The organism is Pantoea sp. Ae19-2 (assembly GCF_059801205.1).
Genome location: NZ_JBCHWE010000001.1, coordinates 2,194,490 through 2,211,978 on the forward strand (window position 1 = coordinate 2,194,490; position 17,489 = coordinate 2,211,978).

The 17,489-nt window shown below is 52.9% G+C and carries 16 protein-coding genes; 9 read left to right on the plus strand and 7 right to left on the minus strand.

The annotated features are described in order from the left end of the window. Positions 1–316: 316 nt before the first annotated feature. Together AAIE03_RS10135 and icd are read right to left on the minus strand one after the other, a co-directional pair. Positions 317–1,396 carry a glycosyltransferase family 9 protein gene (locus tag AAIE03_RS10135; RefSeq protein ID WP_019105691.1) on the minus strand — a complete coding sequence of 360 codons (1,080 nt, stop codon included), beginning with the start codon at positions 1,394–1,396 and terminating at the stop codon, positions 317–319. Positions 1,397–2,094: 698 nt separating this feature from the next. Next, complete coding sequence (gene icd, locus AAIE03_RS10140; RefSeq protein ID WP_013025401.1) at positions 2,095–3,345, minus strand: NADP-dependent isocitrate dehydrogenase; 1,251 nt, start codon at positions 3,343–3,345, stop codon at positions 2,095–2,097. Between the two features lie 110 nt (positions 3,346–3,455). On the opposite strand from icd, the gene rluE reads away from it, so the two are divergent. From rluE to AAIE03_RS10180, 8 genes are all read left to right on the plus strand, one after another. Beyond that, positions 3,456–4,115, plus strand: a complete 660-nt coding sequence (gene rluE / locus AAIE03_RS10145) for a 23S rRNA pseudouridine(2457) synthase RluE (RefSeq protein ID WP_498562989.1) — start codon at positions 3,456–3,458, stop codon at positions 4,113–4,115. A 48-nt stretch (positions 4,116–4,163) separates the two neighbouring features. Further along, positions 4,164–4,637, plus strand: a complete 474-nt coding sequence (locus tag AAIE03_RS10150) for an NUDIX domain-containing protein (RefSeq protein ID WP_013025399.1) — start codon at positions 4,164–4,166, stop codon at positions 4,635–4,637. A 39-nt stretch (positions 4,638–4,676) separates the two neighbouring features. Then, complete coding sequence (mnmA, locus tag AAIE03_RS10155; RefSeq protein WP_014606115.1) at positions 4,677–5,789, plus strand: tRNA 2-thiouridine(34) synthase MnmA; 1,113 nt, start codon at positions 4,677–4,679, stop codon at positions 5,787–5,789. A gap of 34 nt (positions 5,790–5,823) precedes the next feature. Further along, on the plus strand, positions 5,824–6,465 hold the full coding sequence (hflD, locus tag AAIE03_RS10160) for a high frequency lysogenization protein HflD (protein WP_015700544.1): 642 nt from the start codon (positions 5,824–5,826) through the stop codon (positions 6,463–6,465). Between the two features lie 42 nt (positions 6,466–6,507). Then, positions 6,508–7,878: an adenylosuccinate lyase gene (gene purB / locus AAIE03_RS10165; RefSeq protein WP_013025396.1), complete on the plus strand. Its 1,371-nt coding sequence runs from the start codon at positions 6,508–6,510 to the stop codon at positions 7,876–7,878. Between the two features lie 107 nt (positions 7,879–7,985). Beyond that, on the plus strand, positions 7,986–8,654 hold the full coding sequence (gene phoP / locus AAIE03_RS10170; RefSeq protein WP_013025395.1) for a two-component system response regulator PhoP: 669 nt from the start codon (positions 7,986–7,988) through the stop codon (positions 8,652–8,654). A gap of 2 nt (positions 8,655–8,656) precedes the next feature. Next, positions 8,657–10,123 carry a two-component system sensor histidine kinase PhoQ gene (phoQ, locus tag AAIE03_RS10175; RefSeq protein WP_033765901.1) on the plus strand — a complete coding sequence of 489 codons (1,467 nt, stop codon included), beginning with the start codon at positions 8,657–8,659 and terminating at the stop codon, positions 10,121–10,123. A 57-nt stretch (positions 10,124–10,180) separates the two neighbouring features. Next, positions 10,181–11,305 (plus strand): ribosomal protein uL16 3-hydroxylase, encoded by a 1,125-nt coding sequence (locus tag AAIE03_RS10180; protein WP_013025393.1) that lies wholly within the window; start codon positions 10,181–10,183, stop codon positions 11,303–11,305. 64 nt (positions 11,306–11,369) lie between these two features. Here AAIE03_RS10180 and pepT read toward each other — a convergent pair whose 3' ends face one another. From pepT to lolC, 5 genes are all read right to left on the minus strand, one after another. Next, entirely contained in the window at positions 11,370–12,599 is a 1,230-nt protein-coding gene (gene pepT, locus AAIE03_RS10185; protein WP_029568643.1) for a peptidase T, read from the minus strand. 391 nt (positions 12,600–12,990) lie between these two features. Further along, positions 12,991–13,824 carry a Sir2 family NAD+-dependent deacetylase gene (gene cobB / locus AAIE03_RS10190; protein ID WP_014593445.1) on the minus strand — a complete coding sequence of 278 codons (834 nt, stop codon included), beginning with the start codon at positions 13,822–13,824 and terminating at the stop codon, positions 12,991–12,993. Positions 13,825–13,946: 122 nt separating this feature from the next. Continuing rightward, complete coding sequence (lolE, locus tag AAIE03_RS10195) at positions 13,947–15,191, minus strand: lipoprotein-releasing ABC transporter permease subunit LolE (RefSeq protein ID WP_014606119.1); 1,245 nt, start codon at positions 15,189–15,191, stop codon at positions 13,947–13,949. Beyond that, positions 15,191–15,895: a lipoprotein-releasing ABC transporter ATP-binding protein LolD gene (gene lolD, locus AAIE03_RS10200; RefSeq protein WP_014606120.1), complete on the minus strand. Its 705-nt coding sequence runs from the start codon at positions 15,893–15,895 to the stop codon at positions 15,191–15,193. Before lolD ends, lolE begins: the two co-directional genes overlap by 1 nt. Further along, complete coding sequence (gene lolC / locus AAIE03_RS10205) at positions 15,888–17,087, minus strand: lipoprotein-releasing ABC transporter permease subunit LolC (protein ID WP_072136636.1); 1,200 nt, start codon at positions 17,085–17,087, stop codon at positions 15,888–15,890. The genes lolD and lolC overlap by 8 nt, the downstream gene beginning before the upstream one ends. A gap of 217 nt (positions 17,088–17,304) precedes the next feature. Between lolC and AAIE03_RS10210 the strand changes: the two genes are divergently transcribed. Then, on the plus strand, positions 17,305–17,472 hold the full coding sequence (locus AAIE03_RS10210; RefSeq protein ID WP_162302054.1) for a hypothetical protein: 168 nt from the start codon (positions 17,305–17,307) through the stop codon (positions 17,470–17,472). The last annotated feature ends 17 nt before the right edge of the window (positions 17,473–17,489 follow it).

Here is a 17,489-nt window from a genome sequence, read left to right on the forward strand (position 1 = left end):
ACAGAAACAGAAACAGAAACAGAAACAGAAACAGAAACAGAAACAGAAACAGAAACAGAAACAGAAACAGATAAATTATAAAACACGCAGAGTTAGCAGCCAAAAAAAAATTCAAAACACTATTTTTTCTTAGGCGATATTATATCAGCATTATAAACCCATTATTTCAAGCCAAACAAAAATGAGAAGCCATAGAAAGATTATTTATAAAAATCCATTGAATTTATTTTTTATTTTCATGACGAGCTTACATTAGCTCCATTAAGTAAAAAATCGATAAAAGGAGGACGGCTTACCCCTTCCTCCTGAGATATTTTCAAGACAGATTTCGCGCTACCGCATCATATACATGAGTCCAGTTGATTCCACGCAATCCATTTTTTTCATCATCTGGATGTAAAACCTGATGGATACCTTTGTCTTGAAGGGGCGCGCCACCGTCTATCGTGCTCTGGTTAGGAAACAAGGCAACTGTCGGTGTCTTTACCGCGATAGCAAGATGTAAAGGGCCTGTATCTCCAACAATTAACGTCGTGAAACCACTTATTTTCTCAGCCAGTTGTATCAAATTTGTACTTCCTGCAACGTTGATCACCCTGTCACTTTGCGATTCCATTCCCTCAATGATGCGTTGATTTAGGGCTTTTTCTCCAGGAGCACCGATGAGTTCAATAACCAAATCGCTATACTCATTAATTAATTTACTGATTAACAGTGAGAAAGCAGATTCAGGCCAGCATCTTTCTGTACTGGATGCCCCAGCATGTATGCCAATAACTGTCTTATCATAGCGCTGAGGTTTATAGGGTGCGGGAATAAACATTGATTCAGACTTTACCATAATGCCTACTGATTCAAGCATTTCAGTTTTTTGGCGAATAAAGTGGATATTCCCTTTTTTTCTGTTATCGTAAAACGAAGACAAGCATGTTTTCAGAATAAAGTCTTTTCTGCCCTGATAATCAGTATAATAAACATCTTTAAAAATATAACGAGAACCTGCTAACGAAGCGGTAAGGATATCATAAGGCGTTCGCGAATGAAGGATGAACGTTGCCTCAACCTGATTTTTTCTTAATGATTTTATCAAAGAGAGCATACCTGAAACTTTTCCTCCCCAATATAAAACCTCATCAAAAATATTACTCCCTTCTACCAGGGGATGATTTCTCTTTAAGATGACCAGCGTAATTTTGGCATTTGGCCAGCGTTCTTTTATTGCACGAATAGAAGGCGTGTTAAATAAAAAATCACCCAAGGCCGTATTTGAAATAATAGCAATGCTTTTAAGATTATCATTTTCAGAAAAACGGGCAATTTTTCTTACGCGATAGCCGGTTACTTTCCACATGGAAAGAAATAATTTTGCAGCGAATTGTTTTGTGATTTTACTCATTTAAATTGTCCCGACTCAAGCCTTAACATCCTAAGGGTCTAACCATAAATAGCATTGCCGATGCAATTAATCTGCCAGACGCATCTTATGCACATTAACATTACGCCATCACTCAGGCCACAGTATATATTATAAATTATCCGGGACGAAGAAGTCGTTTACTCTGTTTAGATACACACTATGATGGTGAGACCATGACGCACTGTTCGGGTTCAGTCTTGTTCATTTTTAATCATTTTTCTTCGTTAAAAACAAAACCGTCAATGTCAAACCAATATCATCCTCCGGCCTGCTTCGCCAGAATACAGGGTTTGCCTGAGTCCTTTGTTCACTTTTTGCTCACCGCCACGTTACTGATGCAGCAAACTTCGGATGATATACAAAGAATATGTTTAAAACGTCAGAAATCATACCGACCTTTTTTGGCCAATTCAGAAAGCTCCGCATTTCGTGGGCAACGTTCACTTTTCGAAAAGTCTTACAAGGCTAATGGATTTAATACATAGAAATAAATCGATCACGCTTCACCTCCCTAGACGTCAAAATACCAAGATGATCGTGGAAAAGACTGGACGATTGTAGCCGCCTGAGCAGCATGTTTTACAATCAGTTTTGGGGAGGATTCGGGGAAAGGATTGGAGAAAAGAAAAGCCAGCATAAATTGAGATCTATGCTGGCTGGATCAGGCAAGGCTGGTGTTACATATTCGCGATAATCGCGTCACCAAACTCTGAACATTTCAGCAGCTTAGCGCCATCCATCAGACGTTCGAAGTCATAGGTCACGGTCTTGGCAGCGATTGCGCCTTCCATGCCTTTAACAATCAGGTCTGCGGCTTCGAACCATTCCATGTGACGCAACATCATTTCAGCTGACAGGATAACGGAACCTGGGTTCACTTTGTCCTGACCCGCATACTTCGGTGCTGTACCGTGGGTGGCTTCGAACAGAGCACATTCGTCACCGATGTTTGCGCCTGGTGCGATACCAATACCGCCAACCTGCGCCGCCAGGGCGTCAGAAATGTAGTCGCCGTTCAGGTTCATACAGGCGATGACGTCGTATTCAGCCGGACGCAGCAGGATTTGCTGCAGGAAGGCATCCGCGATCACATCTTTCACAACGATCTCTTTGCCGGTGTTTGGATTTTTAAACTTCATCCATGGACCGCCATCGATCAGTTCGCCGCCGAACTCTTCTTTCACTAACTGGTAACCCCAGTCTTTGAATGAGCCTTCGGTGAACTTCATGATGTTGCCTTTGTGAACCAGCGTCAGTGAATCACGATCGTTAGTGATGGTGTATTCCACGGCCGCACGCACCAGGCGCTTGGTCCCCTCTTCCGAACAAGGCTTAACGCCGATGCCGCAGTTTTGTGGGAAGCGAATTTTCTTCACGCCCATTTCTTCGCGCAGGAATTTGATCACTTTGTCGGCTTCTGCCGTGCCCGCTTTCCACTCGATACCGGCATAGATATCTTCTGAGTTTTCACGGAAGATCACCATATCGGTATCTTCAGGACGTTTAACCGGGCTTGGTGTGCCGGTGTAGTAACGAACCGGACGCAGACAAACGTACAGATCAAGTTCCTGACGCAGCGCAACGTTCAGAGAACGGATGCCGCCGCCGACTGGCGTGGTCAGTGGACCTTTGATCGCTACGCGGTATTCTTTGATTAAATCGAGGGTTTCTTGCGGCAGCCAGACATCCTGACCGTAGAGTTCAACCGATTTTTCGCCGGTATAAATCTCCATCCAGGAGATTTTACGCTCGCCGTTGTAGGCTTTTTTCACAGCGGCATCAACCACTTTCAGCATCACTGGTGAAACATCAACACCGATACCATCCCCTTCGATATAAGGGATAACCGGGTTGTTTGGTACAACCAGTTTGCCTTGATTCAGGGTGATTTTCTGACCTTCCGCCGGAACAACTACTTTGCTTTCCATTAACCTCTCCTTCGAGCGATTTTTTGTTAATGATTTGTAAGATGCGCGTCAATACTACTTGAATATTGACGCCACGCCAATCACCGCAATTTCGCGTTATAATGCGCTGAATGTTTCAGACTGCAAAGCTTATGCGAAAAACTAATCAGACTTCTCAACCAAATAAACGATTCAGCCGACAAACTCGCCACGTACAACGTAAAGCGGTAGCGCCGCCTGCCGTCAGGCGCGTGCTCCTGTTCAATAAACCCTTTGATGTGTTACCGCAGTTTACGGACGAAGCCGGCCGCCGGACGCTTAAAGATTTTATTGATGTGAGCGAGGTTTATGCCGCGGGTCGTCTTGACCGCGACAGTGAAGGACTGATGGTGCTGACCAACGATGGAGCCTTGCAGGCCGCGCTCACCCAGCCCGGCAAGCGTACCGGCAAGATTTATTATGTTCAGGTTGAAGGCGCGCCAGAAGAGCGCGATCTGCAGACCCTACGGGATGGGGTTAATCTGAAAGACGGCCTTACTCTGCCAGCCGGTATCGAAAAAGTAGCAGAACCCGAATGGTTGTGGGCACGTCAGCCGCCCATTCGTGAGCGAAAAGCGATACCTACGCAGTGGCTGAAAATCACCCTGTATGAAGGACGCAACCGCCAGGTCAGACGCATGACCGCCCATATTGGCTTCCCGACATTGCGCCTGGTGCGCTATGCGATGGGTGACTTTGAGCTGGATAATCTGGCCCCCGGCGAATGGCGGGATATCAGCACCTTAGTCTGAATGCCGTTATCATTTCCATAACTTCAAGTTAACAATTCCGGAGGATTGATGTTTAAACCGCATGTCACCGTGGCGTGCCTAGTACAGGCACAGGGAAAACTTCTGGTCGTGGAAGAACAGGTGAACGGTGTGGCAACCTGGAACCAGCCCGCCGGTCATCTTGAAGCCGACGAAACGCTTCATGAAGCCGCGCAGCGTGAACTGATTGAAGAGACAGGAATTGACGCTGCGGTGCAGTATTTTATTGGAATCAACCAGTGGATAGCCCCCGACAATACGCCTTTTGTGCGGTTTCTGTTTGGTCTGGATCTGGATGCGCCACTGCCTACCGCTCCGCAGGACAGCGACATTGATCGCTGCTGGTGGCTGCCGCCAGAGCAGATACTGACGGCATCTAACCTGCGTTCGCCGCTGGTCGCAGAAAGCGTACGTCGATGGCAACAGGGGGTTCGCTACCCGTTAGACCTGATTAGCCCGTTCAACTGGCCGTTTCATGCAGGTGCGCACCCGACTTCAGCGTGATAGAATGCGCCGCCTGTTTTATTGTTTTGCGAGCTTGTGATGTCTGATAACTGCCAGAAAAAAGTGATCGTCGGGATGTCCGGCGGCGTCGATTCTTCCGTTTCCGCCTGGTTACTGCAACAGCAGGGCTATCAGGTTGAAGGCCTCTTCATGAAGAACTGGGAGGAAGACGATGGCGAGGAGTATTGTACCGCCGCTGACGATCTGGCGGATGCGCAAGCCGTGTGCGACAAACTGGGTATTAAACTGCACAAAGTGAATTTTGCGGCGGAATACTGGGATAACGTCTTTGAGCACTTCCTTGAAGAGTACAAGGCCGGTCGCACACCAAATCCCGATATCCTGTGTAATAAAGAAATTAAGTTCAAAGCGTTTCTGGAATTTGCCGCTGAAGATCTGGGCGCAGACTTTATCGCAACCGGTCACTATGTCCGTCGTCAGGACAGTGACGGCCGCAGCCATCTGCTGCGCGGACGGGATGGAAACAAAGACCAGAGCTACTTCCTTTATACGCTCAGCCATGAACAAATTGCCCAGAGCCTGTTTCCGGTCGGCGAGCTGGAAAAACCCGAAGTCCGCCGCATCGCTGAAGAGCTTGAATTAATCACGGCTAAGAAAAAAGATTCCACCGGCATTTGTTTCATCGGTGAACGCAAGTTCCGTGAATTCCTGGCGCGCTACCTGCCCGCTCAGCCCGGTGAAATCGAAACCGTTGATGGCCAGGTTGTCGGTGAGCATCAGGGGCTGATGTACCATACGCTGGGCCAGCGCAAAGGGCTGGGCATCGGCGGTATGAAAGAAAGCAAAGACGATCCCTGGTATGTGGTAGATAAAGACGTGGCGCGTAACCGTTTGATCGTGGCGCAGGGTGGCGATCACCCGCGTCTGATGTCGGTCGGCCTCATCGCCCAGCAACTGCACTGGGTCGATCGTCAGCCGCTCCGTGCCCCGCTGCGCTGTACGGTGAAAACCCGCTATCGCCAGACCGATATCCCCTGCGAAATCATTCCGCAAGGCGATGACAAAATTGAAGTCCGGTTCGACGAACCGGTTGCCGCGGTCACCCCGGGGCAGTCTGCGGTGTTCTACCTTGGCGATGTTTGCCTGGGTGGCGGCATCATTGAAGAGCGTTTGCCTTGGGTTGCCGCATAATACCGGCGCTAATAACGCGTAAACAGGAGTGACCGTGGCAAAAAACTATCAGGAAATCACCCTCGCGCTGGCGGGCATTTGCCAGGCTGCCCATCTGGTGCAGCAGTTAGCCAATCAGGGTCACTGTCAGCCTGAAGCGCTGACGGTATCCCTGCGCAGCGTGCTGGATCTCAACCCCACCTCCACGCTGGCGGTATTCGGCAACAATGAAGCCAACCTGCGCCTTGGGCTTGAAACCCTGATGGCGGTGCTGAACAGCAGCAACCGTAAAGGCGCCAGCGCAGAGCTGACCCGTTATACGCTGAGTCTGATGGTGCTGGAGCGCAAACTGAATGCTAACAAGCAGGCAATGAATACGCTGGCCCAGCGCATCAGCCAGCTCGATCGCCAACTGGCGCACTACGAACTGGAATCGGACACGATTCTGAGCGCCATGGCCGGTATTTATGTGGATGTCATCAGCCCGCTCGGGCCGCGCATTCAGGTTACCGGTTCCCCGGCTGTCCTGCAGAATTCCCTGTTACAAAGTAAAGTTCGCGCCACGTTGCTGGCCGGTATTCGTGCCGCCGTACTCTGGCAGCAGGTCGGCGGAGGCCGACTGCAGCTGATGTTTTCGCGCCAGCGCCTGCTGCGCGAAGCCAAAGCCCTTTTATCCCGCCTGCCACTGGCTTACTGAGTCAGTGGGGCAAACACCGTAAATGAATCAGGAGTTGCACTGATGGAATTATCCTCTCTGACCGCCGTCTCACCTGTCGATGGTCGTTACGGCGATAAAGTCAGCCCACTGCGCGCAATCTTCAGCGAATTTGGTTTGCTGAAGTTCCGCGTTGAGGTTGAAGTTCGCTGGTTACAAAAACTGGCTGCGACCGCAGAGATCAAGGAAGTTCCTGCATTTGATGCTGACGCAAACGCTTTCCTTGATGGGATTGTCACCAGTTTCAATGAAACGGACGCCGCGCGCATCAAAACGATTGAGCGCACCACTAACCATGACGTGAAAGCGGTTGAGTATTTCCTGAAAGAAAAAGTGGCTGACGTGCCTTCGTTGCACGCGGTGTCTGAGTTTATTCACTTCGCCTGTACCTCTGAAGACATCAATAACCTGTCTCACGCGTTAATGCTGGAAACGGCGCGTCGCGATGTCATTCTGCCTTACTGGCAGCAGCTGATTGCCGCGGTAAAGGGACTGGCGCAGGAATACCGTGACATTCCTCTGCTGTCACGCACTCACGGTCAGCCCGCAACGCCGTCCACCATGGGTAAAGAGATGGCCAACGTGGCCTACCGCATGGAACGTCAGCTACGCCAGCTGTCGCAGATTGAAGTGCTGGGCAAAATCAACGGTGCCGTGGGCAACTATAACGCGCACATTGCCGCTTACCCGGAAGCCGACTGGCACCAGTTAAGCGAAGAATTTGTGACCTCTCTGGGCATTACCTGGAATCCCTACACCACCCAGATCGAGCCACACGACTATATTGCTGAGCTGTTCGACTGCATCGCCCGCTTTAATACCATCCTGATCGATTTCGATCGCGATATCTGGGGCTATGTGGCGCTCAACCACTTCAAACAAAAAACCATCGCGGGCGAAATCGGCTCTTCCACCATGCCGCATAAAGTAAACCCGATTGACTTCGAAAACTCAGAAGGCAATCTGGGCCTGGCAAACGCGGTGATGCAGCACCTGGCCAGCAAACTGCCGGTTTCCCGCTGGCAGCGCGATCTGACCGACTCTACCGTGCTGCGTAACCTTGGCGTGGGCGTGGGTTATGCGCTGATCGCTTATCAGGCTACCCTGAAAGGCATTTCCAAGCTGGAAGTGAACCGCGATCGTCTGCTTGACGAACTGGATCATAACTGGGAAGTGCTGGCAGAGCCGATCCAGACCGTTATGCGTCGCTACGGTATTGAAAAACCTTATGAGAAGTTGAAAGAACTGACCCGTGGCAAACGCGTTGATGCGGCCGGTATGCAGGCCTTTATCGACAGCCTGGCGCTGCCGGAAGACGAAAAAGTTCGCTTAAAACAGATGACCCCGGCAAATTATATTGGTCGCGCGATTCAGATGGTTGATGACCTGAAATAAAATCCTGCCTGCAGACCGGTTGCCGCCGGTCTGCGTTAACCTGCTGTTTAGTTCATTTCGCTTATACTTGTTTAAATTCGTTTCGATCTGATGCTAAAGGAAATCCTATGCGTGTTCTGGTTGTGGAAGATAATGCCCTGCTGCGCCACCATCTTTCAGTACAACTGCGAGAAATGGGTCATCAGGTTGATGCTGCCGAAGATGCCAAAGAAGCCGATTATTTTCTCCAGGAACATCTGCCCGACATTGCGTTGGTCGATCTGGGATTACCGGACGAAGATGGCATGTCGTTAATTCGTCGCTGGCGTAATGACGCCGTGCGTCAGCCTATTTTGGTCCTGACCGCACGCGAAGGCTGGCAGGCGAAAGTCGAAGCCCTGGAAGCCGGTGCGGATGATTATGTGACGAAGCCTTTTCATATTGAGGAAGTCGCCGCACGCCTGCAGGCATTAATGCGCCGCAACAGCGGTCATGCGTCGCAGATTATTGCCATGGCCCCCTTTCAGGTGGATTTATCCCGTCGCGAACTCACGATTCACGACCAGCCCGTTAAGCTGACCGCATTTGAATACACGATTGTGGAAACCCTTATTCGCAACGCTGGCAAAGTGGTGAGTAAAGACTCCTTAATGCTGCAGCTTTATCCCGATGCAGAGTTACGTGAAAGTCACACGATCGATGTCTTAATGGGACGTCTGCGTAAAAAGATTCTTGCGCTGCATTCTGACGAAGTCATCGCTACCGTTCGCGGCCAGGGCTACCGCTTTGATCTCTGATGATGTCCTGGTTTAAACGCTATCGCCCTATTTCGCTGCGGACGCGCTTCTTACTGGCTTCCGCCGCCATTGTACTAATTCTTTCCCTTTCTTATGGCATGGTTGCGGTCATTGGCTATGTGGTAAGTTTTGATAAAAATACCTATCGCGTGATGCGGGGAGAAAGTAATTTATTTTTCACCCTGGCACAGTGGAAAGATAATAAGCTCACCATCGCCCAGCCTGAGCGCACGATGCTCAATTTCCCAACGCTGGTATTTATTTATGATGAACACGGCAAACTGCTCTGGCAGCAGCGCGACGTGCCGGAAATTCGTGAAAAGATCCAACCTGAATGGCTGTTGAAGCCGGACTTCTATGAGATAGATACCAACAACAGCACCAGCCGGGCTGCGATGGGCGATAACCTTACCGCTCAGCAGCAGCTCCACGCCTGGGATAATGACGATGACGATCAGGACACCTTTACCCACTCGGTAGCGGTAAACCGCTATGACGCGACAACCAATCTGCCCGCGCTGACCATTGTCGTGGTCGATACGATTCCGCAGGAGCTTCAGCATTCCGATGTGGTCTGGTCATGGTTCAGCTATGTGCTGGCGGCCAACCTGATTTTAATCGTTCCCTTGCTCTGGCTGGCGGCCCACTGGAGCCTGCGTCCAATCGGGCATTTAACGCTTCAGGTGCGCGAGCTGGAAACCGGACAGCGTGAAAACCTGGATGACAATCCGCCGCAGGAGTTACGCTCGCTGGTGCGTAACCTTAATCTGCTGCTGACCAACGAACGTCAGCGGTATACCCGCTACCGCACCACGCTTGCTGACCTGACCCATAGCCTGAAAACGCCGCTGGCGGTGCTGCAAACTACCCTGCGCTCTCTGCGCGGCGGTAAAGAGCTGACGGTGGAACAGGCCGAACCGATTATGCTGGAGCAGATCAGCCGCATTTCGCAGCAGGTGGGATATTACCTGCACCGCGCCAGCATGCAGGCCGATCACAATCCGCTACAGCGCGATCTGCATTCAGTGTCCGGTTTGCTGGACAGCTTGTGTTCAGCGCTGAATAAGGTTTATCAGCGCAAAGGCGTCGAAATCACGCTGGATATCTCACCGGAAACCACCTTCTTCGGCGATCAGAATGACTTTATGGAAGTGCTGGGTAACGTCCTGGATAATGCCTGCAAGTACTGTCTGGAATTTATTGAAGTCAGCGCCCATCAGACCGACCATGCCTTGCATCTTTATATCGATGATGACGGTCCGGGCATTCCTGAAAGCAAACGCGATATGATATTTGTGCGTGGGCAGCGCGCCGATACCTTACGTCCCGGTCAAGGGCTGGGGCTGGCGGTAGTTCGCGATATTCTCGAACAGTATGCCGGTAAGGTGATTGCCTCCAGTAGCCCGTTAGGCGGTGCGCGCATGGAAGTGGTGTTTGAGCGGCAGGAAATGGAACATCGCCGCGAGTAGTTCACGCCGCGGGCTGTTATACTTGCGGGTATTTACAGCCCTTAGCGGAATCTCTCTATGGATTATCAGCTCGATCTCAACTGGCCCGATTTTATTCAGCGTTACTGGCAAAAGCGCCCGGTGGTGCTGAAGCGTGGCTTCAAGAACTTTATCGATCCCATCTCGCCTGATGAACTGGCGGGATTAGCTATGGAAAATGAGGTCGACAGCCGTCTGGTCAGCCAGCAAAACGAAAAGTGGCAGGTCAGCCACGGTCCGTTTGAAAGTTATGATCACCTGGGTGAGAACAACTGGTCACTGCTGGTGCAGGCGGTGAACCACTGGCATGAACCTTCCGCCGCGCTGATGCGCCCTTTCCGCTTTCTGCCGGACTGGCGCTTAGATGACCTGATGATCTCCTTTTCCGTACCCGGCGGAGGCGTTGGCCCGCACTTTGACCAGTATGATGTGTTTATCATTCAGGGCACCGGCCGTCGTCGCTGGCGCGTCGGGGAAAAAGTACCGCTGAAACAGCATTGTCCTCATCCTGACCTGCTTCAGGTCGAACCTTTCGATGCCATCATTGATGAAGAGATGGAGCCGGGCGATATTCTGTATATTCCACCCGGATTTCCGCACGAAGGATACTCGCTGGAAAATGCTCTGAACTACTCTGTGGGCTTCCGCGCGCCCAGCGGGCGTGAGCTGATTAGCGGCTTTGCCGATTACGCGCTGGCGAATGAGCTGGGTAGCCTGCGTTACAGCGATCCGGACGTGCCCGCGCGTGACTGCCCGTCGCTGATCCTGCCGCAGGAGGTCGAAGGCTTGCGCAAGGTGATGCTGGATGTGGTGAATCAGCCAGCGCATTTTGAACAGTGGCTGGGTGAGTTTATTTCGCAGTCCCGACATGAACTCGATGTTGCGCCGCCGGAGCCGCCTTATCAGCCCGATGAAATCTACGATGCGCTGCAGCAGGGCGATGTGCTGTCGCGCCTTGGCGGCTTACGCGTCCTGACGCTGGGCAATGCCGTCTATATCAACGGCGAACGCGTTGAATGCGCGCACCCGGCGGTCATGGCTGTGCTGGCGCACAATCACGAAATCGCGCTTGAGGATTTGGGTGATGCGCTGGACGATCCCGCGGTACTGGCGCAGATTGCCGGGCTGGTCAACGCCGGTTACTGGTACTTTAGCGCGGAATAACGCCTTGCCGTTGCCACGGTTTTAACGGCCGCGTTGCCCTGTCGGGCAACGCGGCCTTTTATATTCAGGCTTTTCTCTGCCCCGCCAGCGCCGCCAGACGGACGATAACCTCAACCGATTGCGCCATAATATTCAGCGACGCAAATTCATGTTTGCCGTGATAGTTATAGCCACCGGTAAACAGGTTAGGACAAGGTAGCCCTTTCCATGACAGCGACGAACCGTCCGTGCCGCCGCGAATTGGTTTCACCACCGGCTCGATGCCGCAGTCACGCATCGCCTGCAGCGCCAGGTCGATAATGTGCGGGAAAGGTTCGACTTTCTCACGCATGTTGCGATAGCTGTTGCTGATCTCCACGGTAACAGAGCAGTCCGGATGCAATCCCTTGTTGATCTCCGCCGCCACCTGCAGCAGCGTATTTTTCCGCTGTTCAAAGGCTGCCGTATCGAAATCACGGATGATGTAGTGCATCTCCGCATTTTCAACCGTGCCCTTCATCTGGTGAAGATGGAAGAAGCCTTCATAGCCGTCAGTGCACTCTGGTTTCTCTCCGGCAGGCAGCGCGGCGTTAAAGCGGGTGGCCAGTTCCAGCGCATTCACCATCACGTTTTTCGCGGAGCCAGGGTGAACGTTGTTACCCACCACCTTCACCAGCGCCGAAGCCGCATTGAAGTTTTCGTATTCGAATTCGCCCACATCGCTACCGTCAACGGTATAAGCCCAGTCGGCCGCAAAACCTTCAACATCGAAATGCGATGTGCCGCGGCCAATCTCTTCATCCGGGGTGAAGGCAACGCGAATCGCGCCGTGCGGAATATCGCCCTCTGCCAGCCGCGCCATCGCCGTCATGATTTCTGCTATACCGGCTTTGTCATCGGCACCCAGCAGGGTTTTTCCATCGGTGGTGATCAGCGTGTGCCCCGTCAGCTTATGGAGCACCGGAAACATCACCGGTGACAGCACTTCATCCCCATTTCCCAGCGCAATATCTCCGCCCCGGTAGTTTTCGATGATCTGCGGATTGACATTTTTCGCAGTAAAATCCGGCGAGGTATCCATATGAGAAATAAAGCCAATAACCGGCGTTGGCCAGTCAACATTTGCCGGTAACGTGCCCATCACACAGCAGTGATCGCTGAGGCTGACATCAACAAAGCCCAACGCCAGCAGCTCTTCCTGCAGCTGGCGGGCCAGAATCCACTGCCCTTCACTGCTTGGCACCTGACGTGCCTGAGGTTTTGCCTGAGTTTCCACTGCCACATAACGCAAAAAGCGTTCGAGTAATTGCTTCATATGCCATCCTTAAAATTTGCCGCCCGTTATTATTAACAGACGAGCAAGCGGTCGCGTTGCGTCAAATCATTATCCTTCAGGTTAGTCCCTGTGCGGCAAATTAAGAATGGCGGATTGCATTAAAAAGCATGCAACTGCTGTTTTTTGCGGCGATTTTCGCACGCTTTTCACGGCCGTCGCCCGCAGCGTTAAAGCTGGGCCTGTTTTTGACCGCTGTGCGGGTCTGCGTGGGGCCGCTGGCAGCCTGCGGACAGGTGACACGCAAGGGTAACCGGGCGGAAAAAATGGGTACGGCGATCGCGCTGAAACGAAGGAGGACAGAAGGACGCTGGAAACGTGTCTGGATGAACAGCGGGCGAGTAGCCCGCGATTCATCCGGTGGCACAAGGCGTTATTTGTGTAGCGCGTGCAGCAGCTTATGCACAAAAGCAGGCACCACCTCGCTGGCCAGTCCATAGTGGCTTTCGGCAAACTCGTTACCGACCTGGCTCGGTTCAAGGTTCAGCTCTACCGTATGCGCCCCCTGCAGTTTTGCCTCATGGACGAATCCGGCGGCCGGATAAACATGGCCCGAGGTGCCAATGGCGATAAACAGATTCGCCTGCTCCAGCGCCTGGTAGATCTCTTCCATGCCGAGCGGCATTTCGCCGAACCAGACGACGTGCGGACGCAGCACCGAGGGGAACTGACAGCAGGTACAGCGATCTTCTGCCGTGACATCTTCATGCCAGTCGATAACCTGGCCGCTGTTGGCGCAGCGCACTTTTAACAGCTCGCCGTGCATGTGCAGCACGCGGCTGTTGCCCGCGCGTTCATGCAAATTATCGATATTCTGCGTGACCAACAGAAAGTTATCGCCCAATACCTGTTCCAGCTCCGCCAGGGCAAGATGTGCCGCGTTGGGCTGGATCTCCGGCTGCTGTAGCTGCTGGCGACGGGCGTTATAAAAACGCTGAACCAGCGCCGGGTCACGTCTGAAACCTTCTGGCGTCGCGACATCTTCTACCCGGTGCTCTTCCCATAATCCGTCAGCGGCACGAAAGGTGTTAATTCCCGATTCTGCGGATATCCCCGCACCCGTTAAGACAACGATTCTCGGCAACGGGTGCGCCGCCAGTTCGGCCTGACGATCGCGTTCGAAAATACGCTGGCGAAAGCGCTGATGCACTTTTCTGCGCGTTTTCTTCAGGCGGGCAAGTCGTAAACGGCGACGAGGTGTACGCATAAAGTCTCCTGGTGCGGTAGCGAAAGGCAGCTACCGCGGTTCAATATAAAGCGGGCGATGAGGCCCGGTGGTCGGTTTAAGGTTTACATCATCCTGCTGTCAGGCGCGGGTGCCTGAGCTGATTACTGGCCGCTCAGCACGCGAGCCGGATCGATACGACTGGCGCGCCGCGCCGGATACCAACTTGCCAGCAGGCTTAGCACAATAGCGGTAATCAATACCGAAAACACGTCCAGCCAGTGTAATTCAGACGGCAGGAAGTCAATGAAATAGATATCGCCCGCTAATAAATGGTGACCGGTCAGGGATTCCAGCCCTTTCATCAGCGAAGTGAGGTTGAGCGCCACCAGCACCCCAACCACTACGCCGCTGACGCTGCCCAGTAAGCCCGCCAGCAGGCCATACCAGATAAAGATGGCGCGGATCAGCCCGTCTTTCGCCCCCAGCGTGCGCAGTACCGCAATATCACTGCTCTTGTCTTTCACGGCCATCACCAGCGTGGAAACGATGTTGAAACAGGCCACGCCAATAACCAGCACCATCGCCAGATACATGATGGCGCGGATCATTTGAATATCGCGGTACATATAGCCGTAGGTGCCGATCCAGCTTTTGATATAGACGTAAGCGTGCGTGACTTCTCCGGCCGCCCGCACCAGTTTGGCCGCCTGGAACGGATCGTTCATTTTCAGCGCGATACCGGTGACGTTGTCGCCCATATCCAGATATTGCTGCGCATCCGCAAGCGGCACCAGCGCCAGGCTGTGATCCAGCATGCCGCTCAACTGAAGAATGCCGCTCACCTGCAAACGAATGCGTTTAGGTTGCAGTAGCTTATTTTCGCCATCATTGTTAGGGATCATGATGGTGATCCAGTCGCCCTGCTTCACGTTCAGCGCCTGAGCAATGCCGCCGCCGAGGATGATCTGACTTTTACCCGGCGCAAAGCTTGCCCAGGCGTTGTCTGTGACAAACTGCGGCAGCGCGCTTAAACGCGGTTCCTGCGCCGGATCCACGCCTTTAACCTGCAGCGCTTCCATCTTTGTGCCGCTTTCAATCAGTCCGGTAAAATTGATATAGGGAGCCGCAGCGGCGATACCCGGTACCTGCTCAATCGGCGCAATCATGGACTGCCAGTGCTGAAACGGCGGATTAACCGCTTCAATCTCCCCGTGCGGCACCACGGCCAGAATGCGCTTGTTCAGCTCACGTTCAAATCCGTTCATTGCGCTGAGGCCAATGATTAATACCGCCACGCCCAGGGCGATACCGATCGTGGAAATAACGGAGATTAGCGAAACCATTCCCCCCCGACGGCGGCCGCGACTAAAACGCAGCCCCAACAGCAGCGATAACGACGATCCCATCAGACCGCTCCCGCAAGAACGATGCGATCGCTTAACTGGCCGTCACGCATCTCCATCTGCCGCGACATGCGCTTCGCCAGATGCAGGTCGTGTGTCACCACCAGAAACGCGGTGCCCTGACGCACATTCAGTTCACCCAACAGTTCGAAAATCGCGTCGGCGTTGCGCGCATCCAGGTTACCCGTTGGCTCATCGGCCATGACCAGGCGCGGGCGGTTAACCAGCGCACGGGCGATAGCCACACGTTGACGTTCACCGCCAGAGAGTTCCGAGGGACGATGCGCCGCACGGTGTTCCAGCCCGACCGCCGCCAGCATTTCGCGCGCACGGGTCTGCGCTTCGCCTTTAGCCACTTTGCCGATCAGTAACGGCATGGCGACATTTTCCAGCGCGGTGAAATCAGGCAGCAGATGGTGAAACTGATAGATAAAGCCGAGCTCACGATTACGTAACTCCGCTTTAGCAGAGGATGACATCCCGTTTAGCGAACGGCCGTCAAACACCACTTCTCCCGAGGTGGGTGCATCCAGCCCGCCCAGCAGGTGCAACAGGGTACTTTTACCTGAACCCGAACTGCCAACAATCGCCATCAGTTCACCAGGTTGCACATCAAAGGTCACATTGCGCAGTACGTCGGTCTGGACGCTGCCTTCCTGATAGCGTTTGCACAGGTCACGGCACTGCAACAAAGGAGAGTTACTCATAGCGTAAAGCCTCAGCGGGTTGTACGGCGGCAGCGCGCCATGAAGGGTAAAGCGTGGAAAGCAGAGCAATAATCATTGCGCTGAAGGCGATAGTCACCACCTGCCACATATTAATATCGACGGGCAGCGCCGCGCCATCCAGGAACAGGCCGATAACCGGCATCAGGTTGTTAAGCTGGCTGGCTAACAGCACGCCCAGCAGTGCACCGAGCAGCGTGCCGATGATGCCGGCACTGGCGCCCTGTACCATAAAGACGGCGACAATCTGACGGCGGGTTAATCCTTGGGTTTGCAGAATAGCCACTTCGCCCTGCTTCTCCATGATCAACAGGCCCAGCGAGGTGATGATATTAAAGGCAGCGACGGCAATAATCAGGCTCAGCAGCAGCCCCATCATGTTCTTTTCCATGCGCACGGCCTGGAACAGATCCCCTTTACGCTCGCGCCAGTCCTTCCATACCATTCCCGCCGGTAAGCGTTGCTGAGTGATGGTATCTACCTGCAGCGGTTTATCCAGCCACAGACGCCAGCCGGTGATATTCCCTGCCGGATAGCGCATTATCCGTGAGGCATCCTGTTGATTGACCAGGATCTGGTAGCCGTCCACCTCGCTGTTAGCCGCATAGGTTCCGGCGACGGTAAACAGGCGCTGGCTCGGTACGCGGCCCATCGGGGTGAACTGGCTCACCGACGGCACCATTAATCGCAGCGTATCTCCGCGTTTGACGCCGAGTTGCGAGGCCAGTTGTTCACCCAGGATAACGTTGTACTGTCCCGGCTGCAGCACAGTCTGCTGGGTATTAACGAGGTAGGGCGTAAGCGGGTCTTTTTCATCCGGCTGAATGCCTAACATCACCCCAACCGAAACGCTGTGTGGGCTTTGCAGCACGACGTTCGCGGTGGTTAACGGCGCAATGCGGTTAACGCCGTTCAGCTTAAGAGCGGATGCCGGGAATTGTTGAGGATTGATGCTGCCTTTGTCGCTGGTGACCAGCGCCTGCGGCATCAGGCCCAGGATGTTGCCCTCAAGCTCTCGCTCGAAACCATTCATCACAGACAGCACAGTAATCATTGCCAGCACGCCAAGCGTGATACCAATGGTGGAGAGCCAGGAGACAAAACGACCGAAACGGTCTGCGGCTCTTCCGCGCATGTAGCGCAGACCGATAAATAGCGCGACAGGTTGATACATGGAATCCAATGTGCAGTTGCTGGAAAATAAGTAGAGAGGATGATAAAGGAGCGGCCCACTTTATGAAACCACTAACCCTCTGAGTCTGCTGCAAAGTTGTATCAGAATAGGTTAGGAAAGTGTTCGATGCACAGGATTAGGCTACAAAGAGGGGGTTAATCGTACGATTATTCAGCGCGAAAGCCGATATACTCCGTATCCTAAAGTGATGACGGCAATGAACGTCGCGCTGATGTACCCGTTTGACTTTCCTGCGGACCTTGTTCGCAAAAAAGATTTACACACAGCAACCCTTCAGCCACGCCTGCCTAAAGGCGAAGCGGTAGAAAAATTTACCGCAGAGGTGATCCCCATGGCGTATTATGGAATGATTACGCCCTGGTAAAAATGGAGCAACCTCGA